The sequence below is a fragment of the Janthinobacterium pasteuri genome (genome assembly GCF_051380775.1).
Classification (GTDB): domain Bacteria; phylum Pseudomonadota; class Gammaproteobacteria; order Burkholderiales; family Burkholderiaceae_D; genus Janthinobacterium.
In genome coordinates this window covers 71,960-87,301 of sequence record NZ_JBNYXS010000006.1, presented here as the reverse complement: position 1 = coordinate 87,301, position 15,342 = coordinate 71,960, and the positions used below count along the sequence as shown (strand labels likewise).

The window sequence follows — 15,342 nt, the reverse complement described above, 5'->3', positions numbered from 1 at the left end:
TTTCGTTGTGCCAGCCCTTCCATTATGATGATGCACGCCGCCGCGCGCCCTGACCCTGCCTGGCGGCCCTTGATCCCTTCACTACACGGAGCCCGCATGACCTCGACCGCATCCAGTACCCCTTATGGCATTTGGCCATCGCCGATCAGCGCGGCCATCGTCGCCGCTGGCGCCTCGCCGCTGACGCAGCTGGCCCTGGGCGGTGCGGATGGCGCCGACGTGTTCTGGCTGGCCGGGCGCGCCAGCGAGGCGGGCCGCAACACCCTGCTGCGCCAGCGCGGCGCGCGTGTCGATGAATTGACGCCGGCGCCCTTCAATGTGCGCACCCGCGTACATGAATACGGCGGCGGCGCGTATGCCGTGGCCGGTGGCACCGTGTATTTTTCGCATTTCGCCGACAATTGCCTGTACCGCGTAGCCGGCGACGGCGCGCCGGAAGCCTTTACCACGGGCGGCAGCACGCGTCACGCAGACTTCGTCGTCGATGCGGCCCATTCCCGCCTGATCGCCGTGCGCGAGCAACATCCGGCAGAAGGCCACGCGCATCCGGAAAACTGCCTGGCGGGCGTCGGCTTCGACGGGCGCGACACGGTGCTGGCGCGGGGCCACGATTTTTATGCGGCGCCACGCTTGTCGCCGGACGGCAGCCAGCTGGCCTGGATCAGCTGGGACCATCCGCGCCTGCCATGGCAAGGCACGGAACTGTGGCTGGCCGACGTGCACGCGGATGGCAGCCTGGGTTCGCCACGCCTGATCGCCGGTGGCGCGCGCGAGTCGATTTGCCAGCCGGAATGGTCACCGGGCGGTGTGCTGCACTTCGTTTCCGACAGCAGCGGCTGGTGGAATCTGTACCGCCTGCACGGCGCCGACATCGAGGCGCTGTGCCCGATGGAAGCGGAATTTGCCACGCCGCACTGGACTTTCGGTGCGAGCATGTACGGTTTTCTGTCCGACGACGAGATCGTCTGCACGTATATCCAGGCCGGCGTCAGCTACCTGGCGCAATTGAACGTGGCGGAGGCGAAACTGGAGCCGATTCCCCACCCGTACCAGGAAATCCGCGAACTGCGCGTGGGACCCGGCTTCGTCGCACTGCTGGGCGGCAGCCCCACCATCGCGCTGGAACTGGCGCGCATCGACCTGTCGAACCATGAACTGGAAGTGCTGGCGCAGTCGATCGCCCACTTGCCCGCGCTCGACTACCTGTCCGTGCCGCGCAGCGTGAGCTTTCCTAGCAACAATGGCCGCACGGCTTATGCCTTCTTTTATGCGCCTACCAATGGCGACGTACAGGCGCCGGCAGGAACCTTGCCACCCGTCATCGTCATCAGCCACGGCGGCCCCACCAGCATGGCCAGCAATACCTTGAAACTGGCGACGCAGTACTGGACCAGCCGCGGCATCGGTGTGCTCGACGTCAACTATGGCGGCAGCAGCGGTTTTGGCCGCGAATACCGCGACGCGCTGCGCGGGCAATGGGGCATCGTCGACGTGGAAGACTGCATCGCCGGCGCGCGCTACCTGGCGGCCAACGGCCTGGCCGACCCGGAACGCCTGATCATCCGCGGCGGCAGCGCGGGCGGCCTGACGACCCTGTGCGCCCTGACCTTCCACGACGTCTTCAAGGCGGGCGCCAGTTACTATGGCGTGTCCGACCTGAAGGGCCTGGACAACGATTCGCACAAGTTCGAATCGCGCTACACCGATTACCTGATCGCTTCGCAGCCGCAAGCCGAGGCGCTGTACCGCGAGCGCTCGCCCATCCACCACACGGATAAGTTGTCGCGCCCGATGATTTTCTTCCAGGGCCTCGATGACAAGGTCGTGCCGCCGCAGCAGTCGCAGCTGATGGTCGACGCCCTGCGGGCACGCGGCGTGCCCGTCGCGTATGTACCGCTGGAAGGCGAGGGACACGGCTTCCGCAAGGCGGAAAACATCGTGCGCACGCTGGACGCGGAACTGTATTTCTACCAGCGCGTGTTCGGCTTGCCCGTGGTGGCTGGCGAGCCGCCCGTGCATATCGCCAATTTGCCCGCATGACCGACCCGCATCTCGACCAGCTCCTGCTAGACGAATTCGCCGCCCTGGAGCAGCACGAACAGATGATCCTGGCCTTGCTGGCCATCGCGGGCGAACCGGTGGGCAAGCATGCCGTGTATGAACACTTGCAGCGCGCCAATGTCGTCGAGCCGGATGGCACACCATTTGCCCTGCTCACCGTCACGGGCATGCTGCAGCATTTGACGCGGCACGCGCTGGCGTCCGAAGTGGTGGGACGGGGCTATGCCTGCGAGGCGAAGCTGCGCTGGCCCGCCATGCGCGCCGCCATCGAGCACCTGGTGTTTCGCGACCTGTGCCAGGCCATCGAGCTGATCAATCCCGTGCGCCGCAACTGGGATGGCTATGTGGAATTGCGCAGCTACCGGCAAGGCGTGGCGCGCTTGCGCATCGCCCTCTTGCGCAATGACGAGGTACGCCACGTGGCCGCCATCCTGGCCGCCTGCATGGCTTGCTATGAAGCGCAGCAGCTGCATCCGCTGATCGAGATTTTCGGCCGCCCGTTCGAGCCGGAAATGTTGTCTTTCGTCATGCCGCAACTGCAGGATGACATCCTGGCCGTGCTGCTGGGCAATGCGCCGCGCGAGCCGGCCACGGCGCACGCCATCCGCACCTATGCGCGCGCCCACCACGCGCGCCAGGCGGCGGCCGGCGACCATATCGGCGCCGCCCTGCCGCTGGCCCTGGCCGAAGATGCCCTGCTGTGCGGCGAACTCGACGCGGCTGCGCGCTACCTGGCGGGCCAGCAGGGACCGCAGGCGCTGTTTGTCGATAGCAGCATCGCCCTGTTGCGCGGCGAACATGCGCACGCCGTGGCGGGCTTTGAAACGGCCCTGAAAGGGCTGCGCAAGGAGGCAGGCAAACGCAAGCTGTGCTTTACAGGCATCGGCGGCCACCTGTACGTGCTGGCCCTGCTGCGCGGCAATGACGCCAAGCTGCTGAAAAGCGCGGAGACCTACCTCGATATCGCGCTGCACGCGCAGCCGAACCACGACAGCATCGTCTACCAGCAACTCAACACCTTGCGCCTGGTGCGCGCCGGCGTGCAACTGGCGGAAAGCATCCCCACGCGCAGCTGGGAAACGGGACTGCAGGCACAGCTGTTCCAGGCCTTGCTGTACTACTGGCTGGCGCTACCGCAATTGAGCGAACGCAAGGACCAGCTGCGATCGCTGGTGCAGCAAGCGGACGCGGCCGGCTACGATTTGATCGCCGCGCAGGCAGCCGGCTTGCTGGGCTTGATGGGCGAGCCGCAGCAGGAGCGCTATGCGACGGGCAAGCGGGCGCAGCACGGTCTGACGGACATGGCGCCGTGGTTCGAGCGCCAGGAAGCGTGGCAGCGCCAGTTGAGCGCCCTCATCAACCTGCAACAGAACGCACCCGCCGAAGCGCTGGGCGGCGTGTCGCGCCTGGTGTGGCTGGTGGCGTTCGACCCGCGCTTCGGCCTGACGGCCGTGGAAGTGCGCGAGCAGAAACGCGACGCGCGCGGCGGCTGGAGCAAGGGCCGCGCCATGGGCTTGAAACGCCTGGCCGAAGAGGCGGGCGACATCGATTTCCTCACGCCGCAAGACGCCCGCGCGGCAGGCAGCATCGCGCCCTTCAAACAATATTATTCGTCGGCACCGCGCTATGAAGTCGAGCTCGACAAGGCCGCCGTCTTGCTGGTGGGCCACCCGCTTGTCTTCTGGCTCGATCACCCCGACACAAGAGTGGAACTGATCGCCGGCGCGCCCGAGCTCCTCATCAAATCGCACGAGGGGCAACTGTGGCTGGGCATGCAACCGCCCCTGCCCGACAGCGGCAGCAATGTGGTGGTACAGCGCGAAACGCCGACGCGCTTGCGCGTGGTGCACATCCTCGACGAGCACCGGCGCATCGGCGCCATCGTAGGCCTGGGCTTGTCCGTACCCCTGCATGCGGAAAAACAGGTCATGCAGGCGATCGGCGCCATCTCCTCGATGGTCACCGTGCAATCGGATATTGGCGGCGGCGCCGGCGACGCGGAAGCGATCACGGCCGACCACCGCCTGCACGTGCACCTGCTGCCCTACCAGCAGGGCCTGAAAATGCAGATCCTCGTGCGGCCCCTGCTCGACAACGGCGCCTATTACGCACCGGGTAGCGGCGCCGAAAGCGTGTTTGCCGATGTGGCGGGCCGGGCTGTGCAGGCGCGGCGCGACCTGAATGGGGAGCGCGAAGCGCAGCGCCAGCTCATAGGCCGCTGCCGGGTACTGGAAGAAGCGGAAGAAGAGCACGGCGAGTGGCTGCTGGGCCAGCCTGCCCTGGGCCTGCAATTGCTGGTGGAATTGCAGACGCTGGACCCCGCTGGCATCGTGCTGGCCTGGCCCGAAGGCGAAACCATGCGCGTGTCGAAACGCATCGACAGCGGCCAGATGCGCCTGAATATCAAGAGCGAAAAAGACTGGTTTGCCGCCAGCGGCGAAGTGCAGATCGATGAAGACAAGGTGATGGATTTGCGCGCCCTGCTCGACTTGATGCAGAACAATAAAAGCCGCTTCGTGGCCCTGGGCGACAACCAGTTTCTGGCGCTGAGCGATGAGCTTCACCGGCGGCTGTCGGAACTGGCCGCGTACGGCGAGGCGCATGCCGATGGCGTGCACATCCACCCGCTGGCCGCCTTCGCGCTGGAAGAGCTGGCCAACGACGCGGGCGGCGTGAAGGCCGACAAATTGTGGCGCGAACACTTGCTGCGCCTGCGCGCACTCGACGACTTTCAACCGCAGCTGCCCAGTACGCTGCAGGCGGACTTGCGCGACTACCAGCTGGCCGGCTTTGAATGGCTGGCGCGCCTGGCGCACTGGGGCGTGGGCGCCTGCCTGGCCGACGACATGGGCTTAGGTAAAACATTGCAGGCGCTGGCGCTGATCCTGGCGCGCGCGCCCAACGGCCCCACCCTGGTGGTCGCCCCCACGTCCGTGTGCATGAACTGGATCAGCGAAGCGCAGCGCTTCGCGCCCACCTTGAAGGTCAAACTGTTCGGCAGCGGCGACCGGGCCGACATGCTGGAAACATTGCAGCCGTTCGACGTGGTGGTGGCCAGCTATGGCTTGCTGCAGCAGGAAGCGACCATGTTTGCCGGCGTGCGCTGGCATACCATCGTGCTCGACGAAGCGCAGGCCATCAAGAATGGCGCCACCAAGCGCTCGCAAGCCGTGATGGCGCTGCAAGGTGATTTCCGCATGGTGGCCAGCGGCACGCCACTGGAAAACCACCTGGGCGAATTGTGGAATCTGTTCCGCTTCATCAATCCCGGTTTGCTGGGTACCCTCGACCAGTTCAACCTGCGCTTCGCGGGGCCCATTGAGAAAGATCAGGACAAGCGCGCGGCAGCCGGCGCGCGCCTGCGTTTGCGCCGCTTGATCGCGCCATTCATCTTGCGCCGCACGAAGACGCAAGTGCTGTCGGAATTGCCGTCACGCACGGAAATCGTGCTGGAAGTGGAGTTGTCGCCGCAGGAAACGGCGCTGTACGAATCCCTGCGCCGCGAAGCGCTGGAAAAGCTGGCCATGGTGGAAGGGCCAGCGTCCAAGAAAGCCATCCAGATCCTGGCGGAAATCATGAAGCTGCGCCGCGCCTGCTGCAATCCGCAACTGGTGGCGCCCGAACTGGGCCTGGCCAGCAGCAAGCTGGCGGCGTTCGCAGAGCTGCTGTCGGGCTTGCTGGAAAACCGCCACAAGGTGCTCGTCTTCAGCCAGTTCGTCGACCATCTGACCCTGATCCGCCAGCACCTGGAGCAGCATGGTGTCAGCTATCAGTACCTCGATGGCAGCACGCCCATGCAAGAGCGCAAACGTCGGGTCGACGCCTTCCAGGCGGGCGAAGGCGATGTTTTCCTGATCAGCCTGAAAGCGGGCGGCATGGGCATCAACCTGACGGCGGCCGATTACGTGATCCACATGGACCCGTGGTGGAACCCGGCCGTGGAAGACCAGGCCTCCGATCGCGCCCACCGCATGGGGCAATTGCGCCCCGTCACCATTTACCGCCTGGTGGCGAAACACACGATCGAGGAAGGCATCGTCGAATTGCACCAGCACAAGCGCGACCTGGCCGACAGCTTGCTGGAAGGCAGCGACGCGGCTGCGCGCATGTCGGCCAACGACATGCTGGGCATGCTGCAAGAGGGGTTGAAGCAATGAGCTTGAAAAATAAACGGGAAGCCGCGTTCCATGCGATGATCGTTTTTCCGTTCTTCTTTCTTGCCCCATGACCGACTTTATCGCCACCACCGCCGGCCAGCGCGCCACCTTTTTGTGCGGCAAATCCTGGACCGCCTACGTCAGCACTTTCGTCATTGCCGTGCTGCTGTTTTTTGCCGCCCTGCCGCTGGCCTTCAAATACAACGCGCGCGCCGCCTTCGTCGTGCTGATCGGCTCGGCCCTGATCGTCGGCTACCGCCTGCTGACGATACGCAGCTATCAGCTGTACTACGACGAGGCAGGCGTGTGGCTGGCATCCGGCATCTTGCCGTGGAAAAAGAAACTCATGGGTGTCAAATGGCGCGACATGGATGAAGCCGTCTATGAAACCAATTTCTGGAGCTGGCTGTTCCAGTCCTACACGGTGCGCGTCAGCCAGCGCTACACGCAAGACATCGAAATCCACGCCACCGGCATGGCGCGCGGCAAGGATGCCGTGGCGACCCTGAATGCGCGCCACCAGGACATGCTGCATGGCGGCGCCATCGTCGTCTAGGCCACGCGCTCCCGGCGCAAAAAACCGCGCAGCGGCGGCAATTAATGCTAATCTTTGGGCCGCCCAGGCAAGCAAGGCCAACCTTTCAATAATTGTTTGTTACTTATATTATCAGTTCATTATTTTCTGATACTAACAAACGACAAAATATTCAAGAGATAAAATATGCCGATAAAAAACAAAGTTGTGCTCGCCGCATTGATGATGGCTTTTAGCCTGACACCGGCCAGCGCCGCCAAGAAGCCGCAGAAAAGCGGCAAGGCCAGCACCAGCAGCAGCAAGAAAAAAACCGTCAGCAAGAAGGCGGCCGTCGCCACGACTGCAACGGCTGCCACGGTCGCAGCCGTCGCCAGCGAGAACAGCAGCGACCGCTCCATGAATAACCTCAGTGGCCAATTCCTCACGGCCCTGTGGCGCCTGGACCCGGAAAGTGCGATTTCGGTCGGCAAGTACGATGGCGCCGCCAACCTGAGCATCCCCGACGCGGCCAGCCGCCAGAAGCAACTGGCCTTCATCGAAGAATGGCTGGGCAAGTTCGGCAAGCTGAATGCGAGCAAAATGTCGGACAAGCAACGTACCGATCTGGCCTTGCTGACGAATAAACTGCAATCGGACCGCTGGTATCTGACCACGTTCCGCGAATTCGAATGGAATCCCGCCCAGTACAACGTGGCCGGTTCCATCGACTTCATCCTGAACACGGAATACGCGGCCCAGCCGCAGCGCCTGCGCACCTTGCTCAAGCGCATCGCCAGCGTGCCGCAATACTATGCAGCCGCGCGCGCCAGCATCGTCAACCCCACGCGCGAACACACGCAGCTGGCCATCGCCCAGAGCGCTGGTGTGCTCAGCGTGCTTGAAGACCTGAACAAGACGGCACAGGCATCCATCCTGACGCCGGCGGAAAAACAGCTGTACAACGCGCGCATCGCCGCAGCCCGCACGGCCGTGCAAGGCTATGCCGCCTGGCTGACGGAACAGGATGCGGCGCTGGCGCAGAACGGCAATGCGCGCTCTTTCCGCATCGGCAAGGATTTGTATGAACAGAAATTTGCCTACGATATCCAGGCCAGCGTGAGCGCCGAGCAGATGTACCAGAAAGCCCTGGCCGCGCGCGAAAAGCTGCTCGAGCACATGGATAGCCTGTCCGACGAGCTGTGGCTGAAAACCATGGGCGCCACGGCCAAGCCAGCGGACCGCACGGCGAAGATCGGCATGGTGATCGACAAGCTGTCCAGCAAGCATGTGGCAGCTGCCGACTTCGTGCCGGAAATTCGCCGCCAGATCCCGGAACTGCAGGAATGGGTAACCAGCCACAACCTGCTGACGATGGACCCGAAAAAGCCCCTGGTCGTGCGTGAAACACCCGCTTACCAGCGCGGCGTGGCGGGCGCCAGCATCGAGGCCCCCGGCCCGTATCGCCCGCAGGACCGTACCTATTACAACGTGACGCCACTCGACGGCGAAACGCCGGAACAGGCGGAAAGCAGCTTGCGCGAATACAACCACTGGATCTTGCAGATCCTGAATATCCACGAAGCCATCCCCGGCCACTACACGCAGCTCGTGTATGCCAACAAGTCGCCCTCGCTGGTCAAGTCCATCTTCGGCAACGGCGCCATGATCGAAGGCTGGGCCGTGTATGGCGAGCGCATGATGCTTGAATCGGGCTATGGCAATAACGCGCCGGAAATGTGGCTGATGTATTCGAAGTGGAATTTGCGCAGCGTCACCAATACCATCCTCGACTACAGCGTACACGTACTGGGCATGACGGAAGCACAAGCACTCGACTTGCTGACGCGCCAGGCCTTCCAGACCAAGCGTGAAGCGACGGAAAAATGGCGCCGCGTGCAGCTGAGCTCGGTGCAACTGACCAGCTATTTCAGCGGCTACAGCGAAATCATGGACTTGCGCGAACAGCGCAAGCAGGCGCTGGGCAGCAAGTTCGTGCTGAAGGATTTCCACGAGCAATTCCTCAGCTATGGCAGCGCACCCGTGAAAGTCATCAAGGAATTGATGAATTAAGCGCTACGCATCCTCACCTTGCAAAGGGCGCTACGGCGCCCTTTTTGCATGCGTTTGCGCCGCCACAAACTACTCGCTGTCTTGTCCATTAAGCTGATAAGAAGGCAGGCACCACCGTTCTCCTCACTGGCAATTGCCGATTTTTCTGCTAGGCTGGATTTCAGGAGCGTCCATGCATATGCCCATCCAGTTCGACACCCTCGATTACGCCAAACGCCTCACCTCGGCCGGCGTGCCCGTGCAGCAAGCGGAAGCCCATGCGGCGGCCCTGGGCGAGGTGCTGGGGTCAGCCGTGGTCGTGCATGGCGAACTGGCGGCGCTGGAGTGTAATCTGCTGGGAGAAATCAAGCTGCTGGCGCAAAGAGTCGACACCAGGGTGGAGGCCCTTGATGTGAAAATAGATGCGCTGGAACTGAAACTCGATAGCAGAATAGATGCGCTGGAGCAAAAGTTCGATAGCAGAATAGATGCTCTGGAACAGAGGTTCGATGCCCGATTCAATCATTCCGAACAAAAATTCGATGCCCGCCTGGAACGCCTGGACTTGCGGCAGGGTGCGGACATGAAACACGTGTACTGGATGATGAGTACCTTGATCCTGCTCAACCTGGGCATCTTCAGCAAATTGATGCTGCAGTAAGCACTCACCTACTAATTCGGCGATAAAAAAGCCGCTGCTCCCGGAGGAGGTCAACGGCTTTTGCTTGCGAGTATTGTAGAGCGTCTAGGACGCTTCTTCCGGTGCCTGGGTGGCCTTGACGAAGATGGGCGCCACCAGCAGGCCCAGCTCGAACAGCAAGCACATGGGGATGGCCAGCGAGAACTGGCTGACCACATCCGGCGGCGTGACGATGGCGGCAATCACGAAGGCGCCGACGATGATGTAGGGACGTATTTCCTTGAGTTTCGCGATGCTGACCAGGCCCATGCGCACCAGGATCACCACCACCACGGGCACCTCAAACGTGGCGCCAAAGGCCAGACACATCGACATGACGAAATCGAGGTAGTTTTCGATATCGGGCGTGACGGCAATCGACGATGGCGAAAAATCACTGATGAAGTGAAATACGCGGCCAAACACAAAGAAATAGCAGAAGGCCACGCCAGCGATGAACAGCAGGGACGATGAAATCACCAGCGGCGCGATCAGGCGCTTTTCATGCGTGTACAGGCCGGGGGCGATGAAGGCCCACATCTGGTACAGCACCCAGGGCAAGGCGACGATGAAGGCGATTACCAGCGTCACTTTCATCGGCACCAGGAACGGCGAGATGACGCCGGTGGCGATCATTTTCGAACCGGCCGGCAGCGAGGCGATCATCGGCTCCGCAATAAAATCGTAGATTTGCGAGGGGCCGGGCCAGTAGAACAGCACGGCACAGACGACGGCGATGCCGATCGAGGCCTTGACCAGACGGTTGCGCAGCTCGACCAGATGCGAGATAAAGGTTTCTTCCACCGGGGATTTGCTACTCATGAGTAAAAGGAAGAGGAACTGGCGCGCGGACGGAAACGCGCCACGCGGGCGGCCGCCGACTGCACGTGCTGCTTGCCGCCATGGCGCTGCTTGTACCAGCCAGGGATGGCGGAATTGCGCACCAGCTTCTTGCGGCGAAATTCCCGCGCCTTGCGGACCAGGTCTTCATTGGTGGCGCGCAGCATCGCTTCATGGGCATCGTGGTGCCCATCATACGAGCTGGAATCGCCGCGCCAGGCGTTCTCCACCTCGGCCAGGTTGCCGGAGATCGAGTTTTCCACGCCATGCATGGATTTCTCCACGCTTTGCTTGACGGAATGGGCCGCATCCTGCACTTCCTTCTGCAGGCTTTTCAGCTCTTCCATTTCAATTTCGCGCGAGACTTCGGATTTCACCTGGTTCAGGTAGCGTTGCGCACGGCCATACAGGGTGCCGGCCATGCGTGCTACTCTCGGCAACTTTTCAGGGCCGATGACTATCAACGCAACCACGCCGATGATGGCGATTTTAGAGAGACCGAGATCGATCATAAGCTGACAAGGGCTGTTACCGGACGAGGCAAGCGCCCCGCCACGCTATCAGAACTTGCTTTTCTCTTTCGTCTCGACGTCGATGGTGCTTTTGTCGGCCACTTGCGATGGCGCAACAGGAGGGGTGTTGGCTGCCGGAGCATCATCTTCACCCTTGACGCCATCCTTGAAGCCTTTGACGGCCTTGCCGATATCACCGCCGATATTGCCCAGTTTCTTGGTGCCGAAGACCAGCATCACAATGACCAGAACGATCAGCCAGTGCCAAATACTCAATGAACCCATCACATTCTCCTTGCGGGACGGTGCCCGAATAGCGTCAACCAATGCCGATAGTATACACGTGAACCCGGCGCACGGCGAAATCAGTGCTGGCCGCGCCAGGGACGGGGACCGCCGTACACATGCATGTGCAAGTGATACACCTCTTGACCGCCGTTCGGGCCGCTGTTGATCATGGTCTTGAAGCCGCCGGCAGGCGTGCCATCGGCGTCATGGCTGACGGCGCAACCGAACTCGGCGGCGAGTTTCGGCGCCAGGCGCAGCAGCTTGCCCAGCATGTCCGTATGGCTATCGTCGCAGTCGGACAGGCTGGCCACGTGGCGTTTCGGGATCAGCAGCAAATGCACGGGGGCGGCCGGGTTGATGTCCTTGAAGGCCAGCAAGTCCTCGTCTTCATACACGATGGAAGAAGGAATTTGTTTTGCAGCAATCTTGCAAAAAATACAGTTATCCACGCACGCTCCAGTAGGTCAGTGTTTGTCTGTTTCGCCGGCGTCGCGCAGCTCATCCTTGCGCGCCGCCTTTTCTTCCAGGCCGGACAGGCCTTCGCGGCGCGCCAGCTCATCGAGCACCTGCTGCGGCGTCAGGTCGAACTGCGCCAGCATCACCAGCGAATGAAACCACAGGTCGGCACATTCGTACAAGACCTTCGATGGGTCATTGTCGCGGCGCGCATCCTTGGCGGCCATCACCGTTTCCGTCGCTTCTTCGCCGATTTTTTTCAGAATGGCATCATCACCCTTGGCAAACAGGCGTGCGACATAGGAAGTGGCGGGGTCGCCGCCGTTAGCCAGCTTGCGCGATTCGATCACGGCGGCCAGGCGCTTTAAAGTTTCACTCATTTGGTCTTGGTTTCCGCGTAAATCGTGTCAGGGTCTTTCAGCACGGGGTCGGTAATTTGCCATTCGCCCGTTTTTTCATCGCCTTCGAATTTCTGGAAGAAACACGAATGGCGACCCGTATGGCAGGCGATGCCGCCGGCTTGCTCGATTTTCAGCAAGACCACGTCTTCATCGCAATCGAGGCGGATTTCCAGCACCTTTTGCGTGTGGCCCGATTCTTCGCCCTTGTGCCAGAGTTTCTTGCGCGAACGGCTCCAGTACACGGCTTCGCCCAGCTCCACCGTGCGCGCCAGCGCGTCGCGGTTCATCCAGGCAAACATCAGCACGTCATTGCTGCCCGCTTCCTGCGCGATCACGGGCACCAGGCCGTGCTCGTCCCATCTGACCTTTTTCAGCCACTTGGCATTGCTTGCTACGATGGTTCCGTTTTGCATGTTCTTTATCCTGGGTACTATTTTGTTTACGCCAGGCGCATGGGGATGCCCTGCTGCGCCATGAAACGCTTGGCTTCCTGTACCGTGTGCTGGCCATAATGGAAGATGCTGGCGGCCAGCACGGCGTCCGCGCGCCCCACCTTGATGCCATCGACCAGATCCTGCAAGCCGCCCACGCCGCCGGAGGCGATGACGGGAATGCTGACGGCGTCCGACACGCCGCGCGTCAGGCCCAGGTCGAAGCCCACCTTGGTGCCGTCGCGGTCCATGCTGGTGAGCAAGATTTCTCCGGCGCCCAGGCTTTCCATTTTACGCGCCCATTCAAACGCGTCCAGGCCAGTCGCGGTGCGTCCGCCATGGGTAAACACTTCCCATTTGCCAGGCGACACTTGCTTGGCGTCGATGGCGACGACGATGCATTGCGAGCCGTGCTTTTGCGATGCCTCAAACACCAGTTGCGGGTTCGTCACGGCCGAGGTGTTGATGCTGACCTTGTCGGCGCCTGCGTTGAGCAGCCGGCGCACATCTTCCACCACGCGCACGCCGCCACCCACGGTCAGCGGAATGAACACTTGCGAGGCCACAGCTTCGATGATGTCGAAGATCAGGCCGCGGTTGTCGCTGGACGCGGTAATGTCGAGGAAAGTGATTTCATCGGCGCCCTGCTCGTCATAACGGCGGGCAATTTCCACCGGGTCGCCAGCGTCGCGCAATTGCGTGAAATTGACGCCTTTGACGACGCGGCCATTGGTCACGTCGAGGCAGGGAATGATACGTTTTGCAAGCATGATGATTTCCAGATTGTCGCCAGGCCGGCATGCACGCGCACACCCGGCCGGGCAGGCTTAAACGGCGGCGTCGGTCAGTTCGTCGGCGCGTTCTTGCGCCTGCGCCAGGTCGATTGTGCCTTCATAGATGGAACGGCCGCAGATCACGCCTTCGATGCCTTCGGCCTGGACCGCGCACAACGCTTCCACGTCGCCGATATTGTGCAGGCCGCCCGAGGCGATGACGGGGATCTTGACGGCTTGCGCCAGCTTGACGGTGGCGTCGATATTGATGCCGCCCATCATGCCGTCGCGGCCGATGTCCGTGTAGATGATCGATTCGACGCCGTAGGCTTCGAATTTTTTCGCCAGGTCGATCACTTCGTGGCCCGACATCTTGCTCCAGCCATCCGTTGCCACTTTGCCATCCTTGGCATCGAGGCCGACGATGATGTGGCCCGGGAAGGCGCCGCAGGCGTCGTGCAGGAAGCCGGGGCTTTTCACGGCTGCCGTGCCGATGATGATGTAGGTGATGCCGGCGTCGAGATAGCGCTCGATGGTGTCGAGATCACGGATGCCGCCGCCCAGTTGCACGGGGATTTCCTCGATGTCGTTTTCCACGGCGAAATCCTGCACCGCCTTCAGGATGGCTTTCACGGCGCCTTCGTTCTTCGGCTTGCCGGCAAAGGCGCCGTTCAGGTCCACCAGGTGCAGCCGGCGCGCGCCTTGCATCAGCCAATGGCGGGCCATGTCGGCCGGGTCTTCGGAAAATACGGTGGCAAGTTCCATATCGCCTTGTTTCAGGCGTACGCAGTGACCGTCTTTCAGGTCGATGGCGGGAATAAGCAGCATGGTCAGTGTGGTGTCAGAGTGAGTGAGAAGCGAAGCCGGAAAGGCCACGAAGGTACATCAAAAGGTACGTCAGGGTTGCCAGTGAACGAAGTTCTTGTACAGCTGCAAGCCAGCGGCAGCACTTTTTTCAGGGTGAAACTGCGTCGCGAAAATATTATCACGGGCAACGGCGCAAGCGAACGGCGCGCCATAAACAGTCTCGCCCACCGTGTGCGCCGCCTCTTGAGGTTGAGCAAAATAGCTGTGCACAAAGTAAAAATACGCATTGTCGGCTATGCCATCCCACATCGCATGGGACGCCGTTTGCCGCACTTGGTTCCAGCCCATTTGCGGCACCTTGAAGCGCGAGCCGTCTTCCTGCACCTGACCGTCGAGCTGGAAGCGCACGACTCTTCCCGGCAGCAAGCCCAGACCGGCCGCATCGCCCTCTTCGCTGCCCTCGAACAGCATTTGTTCACCGATGCACACGCCCAGCACGGGCTTGCTGTCGGTGGCGCGCAACAGCGCTTCGAGCACACCCGATTCGCGCAGGCTGCGCATGCAGTCGGGCATGGCGCCCTGGCCCGGCAAGACGATGCGGTCGGCGCTGTCGATGTCGGCAGCTACGCCGGAAATGCGCACATCGGCTTCTGGCGCAACAAAGCGCAGGGCCTGCGCCACCGAGCGCAGGTTGCCCATGCCGTAATCCACCACCACAATTTTATTCATGTGTTTAATCTCAGAATTGACAGTGTATCCCGGCCAGCGCTTACAGGCTGCCCTTGGTCGATGGAATGATGCCGGCCGCGCGCTCGTCGAGTTCGGCAGCCATGCGCAGCGCGCGGCCAAAGGCCTTGAACACGGTTTCGCACTGATGGTGGGCATTCGTGCCGCGCAAGTTGTCGATATGCAAGGTCACGCCCGCATGGTTGACGAAGCCGCGGAAAAATTCCAGGGTCAGATCGACGTCGAAGCCGGCGATCATGGCGCGCGTAAACGGGATGTGGTATTCGATGCCCGGGCGGCCCGAGAAATCGAGCACCACGCGCGACAGCGCCTCGTCCAGCGGCACATACGCATGGCCGTAGCGGCGGATGCCCTTTTTGTCGCCGATGGCCTTGGCCACGGCCATGCCCAGGGTGATGCCCACGTCTTCCACCGTATGGTGGTTGTCGATATGCACGTCGCCCATCGCTTCGATATCGAGGTCGATCAAGCCGTGGCGGGCGATCTGGTCCAGCATATGGTCGAGGAAGGGCACGCCGGTATTGAGCTTTTGCTGGCCGGTGCCGTCCAGATTGAGGGCGACGCGAACTTGCGTCTCATTGGTGTTGCGCGTGATTTCTGCGGTGCGGTTCATGGGAGGCTCTGGCG

16 protein-coding genes are annotated in these 15,342 nt (G+C 61.8%); 5 read left to right on the top strand and 11 right to left on the bottom strand.

Going from position 1 to position 15,342, the window contains the following annotated elements:
- Positions 1-96 precede the first annotated feature (96 nt).
- From ACQ4WN_RS08530 to ACQ4WN_RS08520, 3 genes are all read left to right on the top strand, one after another.
- A complete protein-coding gene (locus ACQ4WN_RS08530; RefSeq protein WP_436551138.1) occupies positions 97-2,040 on the top strand; it encodes a dipeptidyl-peptidase 5 in 1,944 nt (647 codons plus the stop codon).
- A complete protein-coding gene (locus tag ACQ4WN_RS08525; RefSeq protein WP_436551137.1) occupies positions 2,037-6,218 on the top strand; it encodes a DEAD/DEAH box helicase in 4,182 nt (1,393 codons plus the stop codon). The genes ACQ4WN_RS08530 and ACQ4WN_RS08525 overlap by 4 nt, the downstream gene beginning before the upstream one ends.
- Positions 6,219-6,285: 67 nt before the next feature.
- Positions 6,286-6,774 carry a hypothetical protein gene (locus ACQ4WN_RS08520; protein WP_436551136.1) on the top strand — a complete coding sequence of 163 codons (489 nt, stop codon included), beginning with the start codon at positions 6,286-6,288 and terminating at the stop codon, positions 6,772-6,774.
- A 119-nt stretch (positions 6,775-6,893) separates the two neighbouring features.
- Here ACQ4WN_RS08520 and ACQ4WN_RS08515 read toward each other — a convergent pair whose 3' ends face one another.
- A complete protein-coding gene (locus tag ACQ4WN_RS08515; protein WP_436551135.1) occupies positions 6,894-7,151 on the bottom strand; it encodes a hypothetical protein in 258 nt (85 codons plus the stop codon).
- Between ACQ4WN_RS08515 and ACQ4WN_RS08510 the strand changes: the two genes are divergently transcribed.
- Positions 7,150-8,802 carry a DUF885 domain-containing protein gene (locus ACQ4WN_RS08510; protein ID WP_436551134.1) on the top strand — a complete coding sequence of 551 codons (1,653 nt, stop codon included), beginning with the start codon at positions 7,150-7,152 and terminating at the stop codon, positions 8,800-8,802. The two genes, ACQ4WN_RS08515 and ACQ4WN_RS08510, sit on opposite strands and share 2 nt — an antisense overlap.
- Positions 8,803-8,974: 172 nt before the next feature.
- Entirely contained in the window at positions 8,975-9,442 is a 468-nt protein-coding gene (locus ACQ4WN_RS08505) for a hypothetical protein (RefSeq protein WP_436551133.1), read from the top strand.
- Between the two features lie 84 nt (positions 9,443-9,526).
- Here the strand turns inward: ACQ4WN_RS08505 and tatC are convergent, their stop codons facing one another.
- The 10 genes from tatC to hisB form a co-directional block, all read right to left on the bottom strand.
- On the bottom strand, positions 9,527-10,282 hold the full coding sequence (gene tatC, locus ACQ4WN_RS08500) for a twin-arginine translocase subunit TatC (RefSeq protein WP_436551132.1): 756 nt from the start codon (positions 10,280-10,282) through the stop codon (positions 9,527-9,529).
- The gene (tatB, locus tag ACQ4WN_RS08495) at positions 10,279-10,812 is read right to left on the bottom strand and encodes a Sec-independent protein translocase protein TatB (protein WP_436551131.1); all 534 of its coding nucleotides are present in this window, start codon (positions 10,810-10,812) and stop codon (positions 10,279-10,281) included. Before tatB ends, tatC begins: the two co-directional genes overlap by 4 nt.
- A 48-nt stretch (positions 10,813-10,860) precedes the next feature.
- Entirely contained in the window at positions 10,861-11,097 is a 237-nt protein-coding gene (gene tatA, locus ACQ4WN_RS08490) for a Sec-independent protein translocase subunit TatA (RefSeq protein ID WP_436551130.1), read from the bottom strand.
- Between the two features lie 80 nt (positions 11,098-11,177).
- Entirely contained in the window at positions 11,178-11,549 is a 372-nt protein-coding gene (locus tag ACQ4WN_RS08485) for a histidine triad nucleotide-binding protein (protein WP_436551129.1), read from the bottom strand.
- A 15-nt stretch (positions 11,550-11,564) separates the two neighbouring features.
- The gene (locus ACQ4WN_RS08480; RefSeq protein WP_034753849.1) at positions 11,565-11,936 is read right to left on the bottom strand and encodes a phosphoribosyl-ATP diphosphatase; all 372 of its coding nucleotides are present in this window, start codon (positions 11,934-11,936) and stop codon (positions 11,565-11,567) included.
- Positions 11,933-12,370 carry a phosphoribosyl-AMP cyclohydrolase gene (gene hisI / locus ACQ4WN_RS08475; protein ID WP_436551128.1) on the bottom strand — a complete coding sequence of 146 codons (438 nt, stop codon included), beginning with the start codon at positions 12,368-12,370 and terminating at the stop codon, positions 11,933-11,935. The genes ACQ4WN_RS08480 and hisI overlap by 4 nt, the downstream gene beginning before the upstream one ends.
- Before the next feature lie 26 nt (positions 12,371-12,396).
- On the bottom strand, positions 12,397-13,158 hold the full coding sequence (gene hisF / locus ACQ4WN_RS08470) for an imidazole glycerol phosphate synthase subunit HisF (RefSeq protein ID WP_436551127.1): 762 nt from the start codon (positions 13,156-13,158) through the stop codon (positions 12,397-12,399).
- 57 nt (positions 13,159-13,215) lie between these two features.
- The gene (hisA, locus tag ACQ4WN_RS08465) at positions 13,216-13,989 is read right to left on the bottom strand and encodes a 1-(5-phosphoribosyl)-5-[(5-phosphoribosylamino)methylideneamino]imidazole-4-carboxamide isomerase (protein ID WP_436551126.1); all 774 of its coding nucleotides are present in this window, start codon (positions 13,987-13,989) and stop codon (positions 13,216-13,218) included.
- 69 nt (positions 13,990-14,058) lie between these two features.
- A complete protein-coding gene (gene hisH, locus ACQ4WN_RS08460) occupies positions 14,059-14,697 on the bottom strand; it encodes an imidazole glycerol phosphate synthase subunit HisH (RefSeq protein ID WP_436551125.1) in 639 nt (212 codons plus the stop codon).
- A gap of 40 nt (positions 14,698-14,737) precedes the next feature.
- Positions 14,738-15,328, bottom strand: coding sequence for an imidazoleglycerol-phosphate dehydratase HisB (gene hisB, locus ACQ4WN_RS08455; RefSeq protein WP_436551124.1), 591 nt, complete (start codon positions 15,326-15,328; stop codon positions 14,738-14,740).
- Between the last annotated feature and the right edge of the window lie 14 nt (positions 15,329-15,342).

Bases quoted from the DNA above. Each gene is read 5' to 3' on its own strand.
- ACQ4WN_RS08530 (WP_436551138.1), top strand. From the start codon at position 97: ATGACCTCGACCGCATCCAGTACCCCTTATGGCATTTGGCCATCGCCG.
- ACQ4WN_RS08525 (WP_436551137.1), top strand. From the start codon at position 2,037: ATGACCGACCCGCATCTCGACCAGCTCCTGCTAGACGAATTCGCCGCC.
- ACQ4WN_RS08520 (WP_436551136.1), top strand. From the start codon at position 6,286: ATGACCGACTTTATCGCCACCACCGCCGGCCAGCGCGCCACCTTTTTG.
- ACQ4WN_RS08510 (WP_436551134.1), top strand. From the start codon at position 7,150: ATGAATAACCTCAGTGGCCAATTCCTCACGGCCCTGTGGCGCCTGGAC.
- ACQ4WN_RS08515 (WP_436551135.1), bottom strand. From the start codon at position 7,151: ATGGAGCGGTCGCTGCTGTTCTCGCTGGCGACGGCTGCGACCGTGGCA.
- ACQ4WN_RS08505 (WP_436551133.1), top strand. From the start codon at position 8,975: ATGCATATGCCCATCCAGTTCGACACCCTCGATTACGCCAAACGCCTC.
- tatC (WP_436551132.1), bottom strand. From the start codon at position 10,282: ATGAGTAGCAAATCCCCGGTGGAAGAAACCTTTATCTCGCATCTGGTC.
- tatB (WP_436551131.1), bottom strand. From the start codon at position 10,812: ATGATCGATCTCGGTCTCTCTAAAATCGCCATCATCGGCGTGGTTGCG.
- tatA (WP_436551130.1), bottom strand. From the start codon at position 11,097: ATGGGTTCATTGAGTATTTGGCACTGGCTGATCGTTCTGGTCATTGTG.
- ACQ4WN_RS08480 (WP_034753849.1), bottom strand. From the start codon at position 11,936: ATGAGTGAAACTTTAAAGCGCCTGGCCGCCGTGATCGAATCGCGCAAG.
- hisI (WP_436551128.1), bottom strand. From the start codon at position 12,370: ATGCAAAACGGAACCATCGTAGCAAGCAATGCCAAGTGGCTGAAAAAG.
- hisF (WP_436551127.1), bottom strand. From the start codon at position 13,158: ATGCTTGCAAAACGTATCATTCCCTGCCTCGACGTGACCAATGGCCGC.
- hisA (WP_436551126.1), bottom strand. From the start codon at position 13,989: ATGCTGCTTATTCCCGCCATCGACCTGAAAGACGGTCACTGCGTACGC.
- hisH (WP_436551125.1), bottom strand. From the start codon at position 14,697: ATGAATAAAATTGTGGTGGTGGATTACGGCATGGGCAACCTGCGCTCG.
- hisB (WP_436551124.1), bottom strand. From the start codon at position 15,328: ATGAACCGCACCGCAGAAATCACGCGCAACACCAATGAGACGCAAGTT.